This window comes from Microbacterium sp. STF-2 (assembly GCF_034650155.1).
Taxonomy (GTDB): domain Bacteria; phylum Actinomycetota; class Actinomycetes; order Actinomycetales; family Microbacteriaceae; genus Microbacterium; species Microbacterium maritypicum_A.
On record NZ_JARKMW010000001.1, the window covers coordinates 1,741,845 to 1,754,144 of the forward strand.

Below are 12,300 nucleotides of genomic sequence, written 5' to 3' on the forward strand. Positions count from 1 at the left end.
CGTCGGCCCGGAGTGCCCACTGTCGAGGGGCGTCGTACCGAGGTACGACGCCCCTTCGCCGTCGCGATGTGAGGGGAACGACCTCCGCCGAAAGCCGTCGCTTCGCGGTCGCGGGAGGTGTGCGCATGCGAACCTCCCGCCTTCCGCCGACATCGTTCACGACCCCGATGTCCCCGGCCTCGACGAAGATGGAGGGATGAGCGACGTGCTCGACCGTTTCACCTCCGCGACGCAGGACTGGTTCCGGGGGGCCTTCCCCGCGCCCACGCCGGCGCAGGCGGGCGCCTGGAATGCGATCTCCGCGGGCAAGCACGCGCTCGTGGTGGCACCGACCGGGTCGGGCAAGACGCTGTCGGCGTTCCTGTGGGCGATCGACAGCGTGTTCCGGGAGCGCATGGCGGAGACCGCCCCTCCGGCGAAGGGCGAGCCACGCACGCGCATCCTCTACATCTCTCCGTTGAAGGCGCTCGGCGTCGACGTCGAGCGCAACCTCCGCTCGCCCCTGATCGGCATCGGACAGTCGGCCAGACGGCTCGGAGTCCCGGCGCCGGCGGTGACGGTCGGCGTGCGCTCGGGCGACACGACCTCGAGCGACCGACGCAAGCTCGTGTCCGACCCGCCCGACATCCTCATCACGACCCCCGAGTCTCTGTACCTCATGCTGACGAGCCGCGCAGGTGAGACGCTGCGCGGCGTGCACACCGTGATCATCGACGAGGTGCACGCGGTCGCCGCCACCAAGCGCGGCGCGCACCTCGCCGTGAGCCTGGAGCGCCTCGACGCGCTGCGCCGCGCGAACGGCATCGAGACTCCCGCGCAGCGCATCGGACTCTCGGCCACCGTCCGCCCGATCGACGAGGTCGCCCGGTTCCTCGGCGGCTCGGCTCCGGTCGAGATCGTCGCGCCCCCCGCATCCAAGACCTTCGAGCTCGGCGTGGTCGTGCCGATGGATGACATGACCAACCCGCCGCCCCCTCCCGGTGTGCCGGGGGATGCCGCCGATGCCGAGTACTCCGAGGTCACCGGCTCGGTCTGGCCGCACGTCGAGGAGGCGATCGTCGACCGCATCCTGCAGAACAACTCGACGATCGTGTTCGCCAACTCCCGTCGCCTCGCCGAGCGCCTCACCGGGCGTCTGAACGAGATCTACTCCGAGCGGATCGGCGTCGAACTTCCGGCGGCGACCGTACCCGCCGCCATGATGGCGCAGGCCGGAGCGACCGCAGGTGCCGATCCCGTGCTCGCGAAAGCGCACCACGGTTCGGTCTCGAAGGAGCAGCGCGCGCAGGTCGAGGAAGAGCTCAAGTCCGGCGCGCTGCGCTGCGTCGTCGCGACGAGCAGCCTCGAGCTCGGCATCGACATGGGAGCGGTCGACCTCGTGATCCAGGTCGAGGCACCGCCCTCGGCGGCCTCCGGTCTGCAGCGGGTGGGCCGCGCCGGTCACCAGGTGGGCGAGATCAGTCGCGCCGCGCTCTTCCCGAAGCACCGCGGCGACGTGCTGCACACCGCGATCGTGACCGAGCGGATGCTCGCGGGCAAGATCGAGGCGATCCAGGTGCCGCGCAACCCGCTCGACATCCTCGCGCAGCAGACCGTCGCCGCGAGCGCCCTCGGAGCCATCGGGGTCGAGGAGTGGTTCGAGACGGTTCGCCGGTCGGCGCCCTTCCAGGCTCTTCCGCGTTCGGCCTACGAGGCGACGCTCGATCTGCTGGCCGGTCGATTCCCGTCCGACGAGTTCGCCGAGCTGCGCCCCCGACTGGTGTGGGATCGCGATGCCGGCACGCTGACCGGGCGACCGGGAGCACAACGGATCGCGGTGACCAGTGGCGGCACGATCCCGGACCGCGGCCTGTTCGGCGTCTTCGTGGCCGGCGAATCGACGGGCGCGCGGGTCGGCGAGCTCGACGAGGAGATGGTCTACGAGTCGCGGGTGGGCGACGTGTTCACGCTCGGTACGACGAGCTGGCGGATCGCGGAGATCACCCACGACCGCGTCAACGTGATCCCTGCCTACGGGCAGCCGGGCAAGGTGCCGTTCTGGCACGGCGACGGGATCGGCCGGCCGTTCGAGCTCGGCGAGGCTCTGGGCGCGTTCTCCCGCGAGGTGTCGGCGGCCACGCCCGAGAAGGCGGCGCAGAGACTGATCGACGCCGGACTCGACGAGCAGGCGCGCGCGAACCTCATGGCGCACCTGACCGAGCAGCGCGAAGCGACGGGCACGCTCCCGACCGACCGCACGCTCACCGTCGAACGCGGTCGCGACGAGGTCGGCGACTGGCGTGTCATCCTGCATTCCCCCTACGGCATGAAGGTGCACGCACCCTGGGCGCTGGCGATCAATGCCCGGGTGCGTGAGCGCCTCGGCGTCGAGGGGTCGGCGGTCGCGAGCGATGACGGCATCATCGTGCGCATCCCCGATGCCGAGGCCGAGCCGCCCGGCGCAGAGCTGTTCGTGTTCGAGCCCGACGAGCTGGAACACCTGGTCACCGAAGAGGTGGGCGGCTCCGCCCTGTTCGCGTCCCGCTTCCGCGAGTGCGCGGCGCGGGCACTGCTCATGCCCCGCATGAATCCCAACAAGCGCACCCCGCTGTGGCAGCAGCGACAGCGGTCGGCTCAGCTGCTCGAGGTGGCCAGGCGCCATCCGACCTTCCCGGTGATCCTCGAGACCCTGCGCGAAGTGCTGCAGGACGTCTACGACCTCCCCTCGTTGCGCACCCTCGCGACGTCGATCGCCGACCGCCGCATCCGCCTCGTCGAGACCGAGCCCGGCCAGCCCTCGCCGTATGCCCGTGACCTGCTGTTCGGCTACGTGGGCGCCTTCATGTACGAGGGCGACTCCCCTCTCGCCGAGCGCAGAGCGGCCGCTCTCTCGGTCGACCCCGCACTGCTCGGCGAGCTGCTGGGCACGGTCGAGCTGCGCGAACTGCTCGACCCCGACGTGATCGCCCAGTTCGAGCGCGAGGCGCAGCGTCTCGACCCCGATCGCCGAGCGCGCGGACTCGAGGGCGTCGCCGACCTGCTGCGGATGCTCGGCCCCCTCGACGCCGACGAGGCGACGGCCCGCCTCGACCCCGACTCGATCGTCGACACCTCGGCAGCCGCCCTGCTCGACGAGCTGATCACCGCGCGCCGGGCGATCCCCGTGACCATCGCCGGCACGAGCCGGGTCGCGGCGATCGAAGATGCAGGACGCCTGCGCGATGCCCTGGGCGCTGCGCTCCCGACCGGTGTCCCTGTCGCCTTCCTCGAACCCGTCGCCGACCCGCTCGGCGACCTCATCGCCCGCCATGCCCGCACGCACGGCCCGTTCACGACGGATGCCATCGCCGCCCGGTTCGGACTCGGCGCCGCGGTGGCCCGGCACACCCTGCAGCGCCTCGAGACCGCGGGGCGGATCACGAGCGGCTACTTCCTGCCGGAGGCGGCGGGCAGCGGCGATGCGATCGAATGGTGCGACACCGAGGTGCTGCGCCGCCTGCGGATGCGCTCGCTCGCCGCGATCCGTGGATCGGTCGAACCGGTCTCCCCCGAGGCGTACGCCCGATTCCTGCCCGACTGGCAGCACATCGGTCGCCCCCTCGACGGCGTCGACGGCGTGCTCAGCGTGATCGAGCAGTTCGCCGGTGTTCCGATTCCCGCGAGCGCCTGGGAATCGTTGGTCCTCCCCTCCCGCGTGCGCGACTACTCCCCCGGGATGCTGGATGAGCTGACGGCCGCCGGCGAGGTCATCTGGTCGGGGCACGGCACGCTTCCGGGGCGCGACGGCTGGGTGTCGCTGCATCCTGCCGACATCGCGCCCTTCACCCTCCCGGAACGCGACGCCGAGATCGCCTCCGACTCCCTGGAATCACGTATCCTCATCGCCCTCGACGTCGGCGGCGCCTACTTCGCCGGCCAGCTGAAAGAGATGGCCGCGGCCGAGAACGAGCAGTCCGTGCTCGAGGCGCTGTGGTCGCTGACGTGGTCGGGCTACGTCACCAACGACACCTTCGCCCCGATCCGCTCTCTTCTCGCCGGCGGCTCGCAGGCACACAAGGTGAAGCGCCGCGCCCCCCGTGCCCGCACCTACCGCGGCGTGTCCTTCACCGGATCCGCCGCACCGCGGCCCGCGTCGATCGGCGGACGCTGGTCGCTGCTGCCCGCACTCGAGACCGATCCCTCCCGTCGGGCGACCGTCACCGCCGGCCTCCTGCTCGACCGCTACGGCGTCGTGACCCGCGGCGCCGTGCAGGCCGAAGGCGTGCCCGGCGGCTTCGCGCAGGCCTATCGAGTGCTCGCCGGTTTCGAAGAGGCGGGGCACTGTCGCCGCGGCTACGTGATCGAGAAGCTCGGCGCCGCGCAATTCGCCGCCTCAGGCACCGTCGACCGACTGCGCACCTACGCGGGCCTCGCCGATCCACCACCCCGCACGGCCGTCACCCTCGCCGCGACCGACCCCGCGAACCCCTACGGTGCGGCGCTCGGCTGGCCCAAGCTCGACGGGGTGTCGCACCGCCCCGGGCGCAAGGCGGGAGGTCTGGTCGTCCTGGTCGACGGCACCCTGGTGCTCTCCCTGGAACGCGGTGGCCGCACGGTGCTGTCGTTCAGCGATGACGTCGACGTGCTGCGTGCCGCCACCGCCGACCTCGCTGCCACCGCGCGCAGCCGACGCCTCGATACCCTCACCGTCGAGAAGATCAACGGCGAGGGGGTCTACGGCACCGCACTCGCGCTCGCCCTGCAGGAGGCCGGCTTCGTGGCGACGCCGCGCGGATACACCCTCCGCAAGGTCGTCTGAGCGATGCCTCTACGCTGGAAGCCATGATCCGAGAGTTCGCCGCCGGCATCCGTACGCTGCTGCGGGGATTCGGCCTGTGGCGCACGCGGCCGGGCCTCATGGTGCTCGGACTGATCCCCGCGATCATCGCGCTGATCCTGCTCGCCGCCGCACTCGTTCCGCTGATCATCTCGCTGCCGTCGGTCTCCACCTGGCTGACGCCGTTCGCCGAGGGGTGGCTCGAACCGTGGCGCGGACTGCTGCGGTCCGCAGTGAGCTTCGTGATCGTCGCGGCGGCGCTCGCCCTGGCCAGCGTCGTGTTCAGCGCTCTGACCCTGACGATCGGCGACCCGTTCTATCAGCGCATCTGGCACGCGGTCGAGGTCGATCTCGGTGACGCTCCCCCTGCCGACGGCGGCGGCTTCTGGAGCGCCCTCGGCGAAGGGCTCCGACTGGTCCTGCTCGGCATCCTGATCGCGATCCTCGTGCTGCTGATCGGCCTCATCCCGGCCGTCGGCGGATTCCTCGGCACCATCGCCGGTGTCGTGCTCACCGGTCGACTGCTCGCACGCGAACTGACGGGCCGCGCCTTCGACGCCCGCGACCTCAGCCCCGCCGACCGAGCCGTGCTGTTCTCCGGCAGCCGCGCACGGGTGCTCGGCTTCGGTGTCGCGACCCAGCTCTGCTTCCTCATCCCCGGCGGCGCCGTCGCGATCATGCCCGCCGCCGTCGCCGGGAGCACCATGCTCGCGCGGGACATGCTCACCCGCGCCGGAACCGCTGCGCTGCCCACGACGACGACCCCGACGCCGCCCCCGCCCGCGCCCCTCGGGGCTTCCTGATGCCCGAGGGCGACACGGTCTTCCGCACGGCCCGACGCCTCGACGAAGCGCTGGCCGGTGCGGAGGTCACCCGCTTCGACCTCCGCGTCCCCCGGTTCGCCACGCTCGATCTGACCGGGCAGCCCGTGCACGGCGTGGTTCCCCGCGGCAAGCATCTGCTCATGCGCATCGGCGACAGCACACTGCATTCGCATCTGCGCATGGACGGCGCCTGGTTCACGTACCGCCCGGGAGAGAAGTGGCGGCACCCGGCGTTCAAGGTGCGCGCCGTCGTCGGCACACCGCGGAGTGAAGCCGTGGGCGTCGACATCGCCGAGATCGAGGTCGTCGCCACGCGCGACGAGGACCAGCTCGTGGGGTACCTGGGGCCGGATCCCCTCGCCGACAGCTGGGACGCGGCCGAAGCGGTCAGGCGTCTCGGGGCCGATACGCGCAGCATCCATGTCGCGCTCCTCGATCAGCGCAACGTCGCGGGGTTCGGCAATGAGTACGCCGCGGAACTCCTGTTCCTGCGCGGAATCCTGCCGACCACGCCGACGCCGGACGTCGATGTGTCCACCCTCATCGATCTCGGCGTCCGCACCATCCGCGCCAATCGCGACCGCCGCCACCGCACCTTCACCGGCATCGATCGCCCGGGTCAGGGCACCTGGGTGTACGGTCGCGCCGGACGCCCGTGCCGACGCTGCGGAACCCTCATCCGACGCGGCGAGCAGGGCGCCGATCCGACCCGCGAGCGCGTCACCTTCTGGTGCCCCTCCTGCCAGCGCTGACCACATCCATCCGCGGGAATGAATCCGCCGCTGCCGTGGTTGTTGATATATCCGGAGAACTCCGGAGCACGGGAGGAATCGTGGGCAAGAACTACGTCGACATCGAGAACGACCAGGGCGCGACGCTGCGGTATCGCAAGCACGCGAACGGCCGGGGTCTCGTCGCGCACGGCGCGAAGGTGCACCCGAAAGCGCACATCGAGGCCGGTGCGTATATCGAACCGGGGGCGCGCGTCGGCGCCGGGGCCACCATCGCCCGCGGCGCCTGGATCGACGAGGATGCCGTGATCGGCGAAGGCGCGTTCGTCGACGCGCACGCGCACGTCGGCCACGGTGCGGCGATCGGCGATCACGCCTACGTGGGTGTCCGCACCGACATCGGCGCCGGAGCGCGCATCGTCCGCGGCGCCAGGATCGGCGACGACGAGACGGTCGCCGCGGGACTCACCATCGCGACGGACCAGAAGGGCCTGTGGCTCGCGGCCTGACCGGCCGAGCCCTGAGCCGGCTCACAGCAGGCGCCGCTCCGACGCCCATGCGGTGAGTTCGTGCCGCGACGACAGCTGCAGCTTCCGCAGCACCGATGACACGTGCGTCTCGACCGTCTTGATCGAGATGAACAGCTCCGACGCCACCTCCTTGTAGGCGTACCCGCGGGCGATGAGGCGCATGACCTCCTGCTCACGCGCCGAGAGCCGGTCGAGCTCGTCGGTCGCGGTGGCGGTCTCTCCGGAGACCGCCCCGAACGCGTCCAGCACGAAGCCGGCGAGTCGCGGCGAGAACACGGCGTCTCCCTCGGCCACCGCCCGCACCGCGCTGCTGACCTCGATGCCGGACGAGCCCTTGGTGATGTAGCCCCTGGCCCCCGCACGGATCACCCGCACCACGTCGGCCGCCGCATCCGAGACGCTCAGCGCGAGGAACCGTGCGCCGGTGGGTGCCGAACCGCGGATCACGGCTTCACCGCCGGCCGCATCGTCGCCGCTTCCGCCCGGGAGATGCACGTCGAGAAGCACGACATCCGGCTGTGTCGCGCCGATCACGGTGATGGCGGAGGGCACGTCGGCCGCTTCGCCGACCACGTCGACGCCCGCGTCGAGATCGGCACGCAGGCCGGAGCGGAAGATCGAGTGGTCGTCGACGATCACGACCCGGATGCTGTCAGCCACGTTGTTCCTCCCGAGCGGGTGCCGGCCGCGCGGCCGGGCGATCCTGGAGCGGGCCCGTCATGATCCGCAGGTGCACCTCGGTGCCGTTCTCGTCGCTGCGGACCGCTCCGCTGCCACCCGCACGCCGCATGCGCCCGATGATCGACTCCCGCACGCCCAGCCGATCGCTGGGCACGTCGTCGAGGCGGAACCCTGCACCTCGGTCACGGATGAACACGTCGACGCCCGAAGCGCTCCCCTCGATGTACACCGAGATCTCGCCACCCGCATGACGGGCTGCGTTCAGGATCGCCTCCCTGGCGGCCGCCGCGAGCTCCCCGCTCGCACGTTCGGTCGACAGTCCGGCCGAGACCACGTCGATGCGCACCGGGTAGTCGAGCTCGAGCGCTCCCGCATAGTCGCGCAGGTCTGTCGGAAGGTCGCTGTCGGCCGGGGCGTCCCCGTCGTAGAGCCACGCACGCAGCTCGCGCTCCTGCGCCCTGGCGAGGCGTGCGGCCTCGCTGGAGGCCCCCGCCCTGTTCTGGATCAGCGCCAGCGTCTGCAGCACCGAGTCGTGCAGGTGCGCGGCCATCTGGCTGCGCTGCTCCTCGCGGATGCGGCGCACGCGTTCACCCGAGAGCTCGCGCCATCGGGGGATCAACGTCGACGACACCACGGCCGCGAGTCCGGCCAGAGGAAGGAGCACGAGTGCCACGCCGGATCTGGCGACGGGCCAGGACAGCAGGATCGTGAACAGCAGAGCCAGCAGCAGGATCGAGAGGATCCGGATGCTCATGGTGTGCCGGGGTCCTCGCGCCGTGTCCGTGCGGTCGATCAGCGTGGCCCAGAGCCCGGCACCCGTCGCGAGCGCCGCCGTACCGCCCACGACCAACGCGGCGAGGTCCGGCGGGATCGATCCGCTCAACCAGTCGCTGCCCCCGCGCCAGACCAGCACGACGAGCATTCCCACGGCCGCGGGAGCGAGCAGCAGCCAGGCCACCGGCATCCGCCTCGTCGGCGCGCCCTCCCCCTCCTCCCACGGCGTGAACATCCAGCACCAGGCGTAGAGGAGCACTCCTGCGCCGCCGCACAGGGTGAGGGCGATGAACAGTGCCCGCACGGTCCACACCCGCACGCCGAGATGACGCGCGAGCCCGGTGCTGACGCCGGCGACCAGGCAGTCGCGATCGCGGGTCAACGGCGGGCGCGGCGGTGCCGCGGCACGCGGGGGTCGCGCCGGAACGTGCGCCGAAGAGGACATGTGGCAATCCAATCACCCGCACGCGTACTCCGGGGGCTCCCCTGCCCGGAATCAGGGTCCGTTCAGGGGTTCCCCCCATGGCAGCAATCCTGCTGTCGCCGCCAGGATCGAAGCATGACGATTCCGACTGCGCCCCCACCCCCCGCCGACCCCGCCGCTCCGGCCGTCGGCGCTCCGGGCACCGACATCCCGCGCGGTGCCGATCGCTTCCTGCTCTGGGTCGCCGGTCTCGGCGTCGCCCGTTCCGAGGGCTGGCTCGGCGGTGTCGCCGCCGGCATCGCCGCCCGCCTCCGCATCGACCCGCTGATCGTGCGGGGTGTGCTCGTGGTCGCGGCCCTGTTCGGACTGCCGACGATCTTCCTCTACGCCGCCGCCTGGGCACTGCTGCCCGACATCGACGGACGTGTGCACGTGCGCGACCTCCTGCGCCGCGATTACCAGCCCGTGCAGTGGGGCATCCTGGCGATGGCCGTCATCGGCCTGTTTCCGACCGCGCCCCTCGCCGGCCGCCTGGTCGGGCTCGGATACGACGGCTGGTCCGCTCTGTCCCTCCTCAGCTGGATCCTCGGGCTGGTGCTCGTCGCCGGCCTGCTCTTCCTGATCGTGCGCGCGGCCAGCCGCACCCCGGGTGCTTCCGCGTCCGATCTGCCGATGGCTTCCGCAGATCAGACGGCCCCGGCCGCGTCCGCTCCCCTCGACGGTTCGGGTACCGCCGAGGGGGCGGACGCCACTCTCTCCACGCAGGCGCTCCCCGCTGCCGACACCGTGACGGAGCCCGCCGCGCCGGATGCCGGGCTCGGGCTGACCCCGCCGGCGCCGCCGGCCCCGCTGCCGCCCGGATCCCAGGACCCTCTCGCCCTCGAGGCGTGGCGCGCCCAGCATGCCGCCTGGAAGGAACAGGATCAAGCGTGGCGGCGCCAGCAGCAGGATGTCGAACGGGCCGCCCGCGACCAGCTGCGCCGGGAGCGCCAGGCTGAGGCCGCCGTGTTCGCCGCGGAGGCGGCCGAGCGCCGCCGCATCCGCCGCGCATCGAACCCGCGAGCGGGCTTCGCCTTCGCCGCGACCATGATCGGCCTCGCCATCATCACGGGCGCCGCCGTCGGTCTCGTCGCCGGTGGGGAAGCCCTCGGCGGGGCACTGGGCCTGCTCGCCGCCGCCCTCATCCTCGCCCTCGGGATGATCGTCGCCGGGGCGTTCCGTCGGCGGAGCGGCTTCCTGGCCTTCGCGACAGTGCTCACGCTGGTGGGCGGACTGGTGGCCGGTGCATTCTCGGCCTTCCCCGGCGTCACACTCGGGTATGCCTCGATCGGCAACAACGCGCCCGCTCATGTGCGCCAGCCCTTCGGAGATGTGTACGTCACGCTGAACCCGCACGACGACGGCCCCCGGGCGATCGTCGTGGACAAGGGTTCCGGGAACACCTTCATCTACGTGCAGCCGGGAGTGGAGCTCGATCTGCGGGCCACCGTCGATACGGCCACCGTCTCCTGGACGCGGCAGGATGAGGAGAGAGGCGGGATCGTCGACAGCGGCGTCTGGCCCGTCGAGGAACGCGACGGACGCTCGTCCGTGTCGGAGAAGATCGCCGCGGAGAACGCCTCGACGACCACGGTCCAGCCGGTCACCGTCCATCAGTCGAGCGGCGAGATCGCCGTCATCGTCATCGAGCCCGTGAAGGAAGACCAGTGATGAGCACGCCGACGATCACCGAGACGACCACCCCGCCCCGCACCCGCTGGGCCGCCATCATCTGGGGACTCCTGTTCGCCGCCATCGCGGGAGGTGCCCTCTGGGCGCTCGCCGATGAAGCCCGACGCGAAGCGGTCGCGGACGCGCTCCTGGCTCTGACTCCACCCACGATCATCACGATCCTTCTGCTGACCGCGGGCGTGCTGCTGCTCGTCGGCGGCGCCACGGGACTCATCCGCCGGGCGCAGCGCAAGCTCGCGGCCGCGACCCCCGCTGCGTCACCGGAGGTGCCGGGGCCGCTCGCCGAGTAGCCTGGTCCCCATGGCGAATCAGGGAAGACGGCCCGCGAAGGGCGCAAGCCGCGGCACACCGGTTCGCCGGAACAAGGCCGCTCCTGCCGAGCGCTTCCCCCCGCAGAAGCCGAAGAAGAAGACCACCAAGGTGGTCTTCGACTCTCCGCCGCCCGAACCCGAGGCACCGCGCACCTTCCGTCTGGGAGCGGTGCCCGGCGCGACGCCGGGCAAGTGGGTCGATGCGTGGAAGCAGCGGATGCCGCACGTTCCGCTCGAACTCGTGGAGATCGAGGCGGCGTCCTCGCGGGCAGCGCTGGACGATCTCGATGCCGCCCTGGTGCGTCTGCCCCTCTTGGACGAGTCGTTGCACATCATCCCGCTCTACGACGAGCTCCCCGTCGTGGTCGCCGCGGCGGACTCGCATCTGATGGCGGCCGATGACCTCACGGCGGCAGACCTGGAGGGCGAGATCGTGATCGCGCTGACCGACGATGTGCTCGGTCCCCTCGATCTCCCGGGCGCACTCCCGGCGACGTTCGCGGCGCTCCCCACCGATGACGCGATCGCGACCGCAGCATCCGGAGTCGGCATCGTGATCGTCCCGATGTCGCTCGCCCGCAAGCACCACCGCAAGGACGCCGACCACCGCATCCTCACGGACGGACCGACCTCGACCGTGGCCCTGGCCTGGCCCCGCGAGCGCACCACACCCGATGTCGAGACGTTCGTGGGCATCGTCCGCGGCCGCACGGCGAACTCCTCGCGCTGACGACCGCGACGGCCGACCGCCGCACGCTCGTTACAATCTCCTGATGGCCTCGCTTCTCTACATCTGCGTGCGTCCCGAGATCGGGGCGGCGGATGCCGAGCACGCTTCGTTCCGGCGGGCGCTGGGCGTGGACGTGGTCGACCGGCTCGACCTGCTGCAGACGCCGTTGCACATCGAGCGCCTGCGCGGCTACCGCGGCGTCGTGGTCGGCGGCTCGCCCTTCAACGTCTCCGACGCCGTGAAGACTCCGGAGCAGATGCGCGTCGAAGCCGATCTGCGGACTCTCGCCGATGCGGCGACGGCGGCGGAGATCGCGGTGTTCTTCACCTGTTTCAGCATCGGAGTCGTCACCCGCATGCTCGGTGGAGACGTCGTGACCGACACCCCCGAGCCCGCGAGCGCCACCGTGATCGAGACGACCCCCGAGGGCGCGCTCGACCCGGTTTTCGGTCCCAGCGGCTCCGCCCTCACCGTGTTCACCGCGCATAAGGAGAGCGCAGCGAACGTGCCTCCCGGTGCGGTGCTGCTGGCGACGAACGAGGTCTGCCCTGTGCAGGCCTACCGCGTGGGCACGCACCTGTATGCGGCGCAGTTCCACCCCGAGCCCACCCCTCGCGACTTCGCCGACCGGATGACCTTCTACCGCACCACCGGCTACTTCGACCCCGACGAGTTCGACGCGGTGCAGCAGCAGGTGCTCGCCGCATCCGTCACCGAGGGCGCAGCACTCCTGCGCCGCTTCGCCGAGACCTTCGCCTGAGTCGCTTCG

At 71.4% G+C, this 12,300-nt stretch carries 10 protein-coding genes; 8 read left to right on the forward strand and 2 right to left on the reverse strand.

The window, feature by feature from the left end; all coding sequences use genetic code 11:
* Positions 1 to 196 precede the first annotated feature (196 nt).
* The 4 genes from MicroSTF_RS08400 (at position 197) to MicroSTF_RS08415 (ending at position 6,859) form a co-directional block, all read left to right on the forward strand.
* On the forward strand, positions 197 to 4,777 hold the full coding sequence (locus tag MicroSTF_RS08400; protein WP_322954917.1) for an ATP-dependent helicase: 4,581 nt from the start codon (positions 197 to 199) through the stop codon (positions 4,775 to 4,777).
* Between the two features lie 23 nt (positions 4,778 to 4,800).
* Positions 4,801 to 5,598 (forward strand): EI24 domain-containing protein, encoded by a 798-nt coding sequence (locus MicroSTF_RS08405; protein WP_322954919.1) that lies wholly within the window; start codon positions 4,801 to 4,803, stop codon positions 5,596 to 5,598.
* A complete protein-coding gene (locus MicroSTF_RS08410; protein ID WP_029259998.1) occupies positions 5,598 to 6,371 on the forward strand; it encodes a DNA-formamidopyrimidine glycosylase family protein in 774 nt (257 codons plus the stop codon). The genes MicroSTF_RS08405 and MicroSTF_RS08410 overlap by 1 nt, the downstream gene beginning before the upstream one ends.
* An 80-nt stretch (positions 6,372 to 6,451) precedes the next feature.
* Positions 6,452 to 6,859 (forward strand): DapH/DapD/GlmU-related protein, encoded by a 408-nt coding sequence (locus MicroSTF_RS08415; protein WP_017829277.1) that lies wholly within the window; start codon positions 6,452 to 6,454, stop codon positions 6,857 to 6,859.
* Positions 6,860 to 6,880: 21 nt separating this feature from the next.
* Here MicroSTF_RS08415 and MicroSTF_RS08420 read toward each other — a convergent pair whose 3' ends face one another.
* Together MicroSTF_RS08420 and MicroSTF_RS08425 are read right to left on the reverse strand one after the other, a co-directional pair.
* Positions 6,881 to 7,540: a LuxR C-terminal-related transcriptional regulator gene (locus tag MicroSTF_RS08420; protein ID WP_021201190.1), complete on the reverse strand. Its 660-nt coding sequence runs from the start codon at positions 7,538 to 7,540 to the stop codon at positions 6,881 to 6,883.
* Positions 7,533 to 8,780 carry a PspC domain-containing protein gene (locus MicroSTF_RS08425; RefSeq protein WP_322954924.1) on the reverse strand — a complete coding sequence of 416 codons (1,248 nt, stop codon included), beginning with the start codon at positions 8,778 to 8,780 and terminating at the stop codon, positions 7,533 to 7,535. Before MicroSTF_RS08425 ends, MicroSTF_RS08420 begins: the two co-directional genes overlap by 8 nt.
* A gap of 114 nt (positions 8,781 to 8,894) precedes the next feature.
* Here MicroSTF_RS08425 and MicroSTF_RS08430 point away from each other — a divergent pair, with 114 nt between their 5' ends.
* From MicroSTF_RS08430 to MicroSTF_RS08445, 4 genes are read left to right on the forward strand one after another with little or no spacing between them, the layout of a single operon-like run.
* Complete coding sequence (locus MicroSTF_RS08430) at positions 8,895 to 10,469, forward strand: PspC domain-containing protein (protein ID WP_322954925.1); 1,575 nt, start codon at positions 8,895 to 8,897, stop codon at positions 10,467 to 10,469.
* Positions 10,469 to 10,780, forward strand: a complete 312-nt coding sequence (locus tag MicroSTF_RS08435; protein WP_292768984.1) for a hypothetical protein — start codon at positions 10,469 to 10,471, stop codon at positions 10,778 to 10,780. The genes MicroSTF_RS08430 and MicroSTF_RS08435 overlap by 1 nt, the downstream gene beginning before the upstream one ends.
* A gap of 10 nt (positions 10,781 to 10,790) precedes the next feature.
* Entirely contained in the window at positions 10,791 to 11,531 is a 741-nt protein-coding gene (locus MicroSTF_RS08440) for a LysR family transcriptional regulator substrate-binding protein (protein ID WP_322954928.1), read from the forward strand.
* 43 nt (positions 11,532 to 11,574) lie between these two features.
* Positions 11,575 to 12,291, forward strand: coding sequence for a glutamine amidotransferase-related protein (locus MicroSTF_RS08445; protein ID WP_322954930.1), 717 nt, complete (start codon positions 11,575 to 11,577; stop codon positions 12,289 to 12,291).
* Positions 12,292 to 12,300 lie beyond the last annotated feature (9 nt).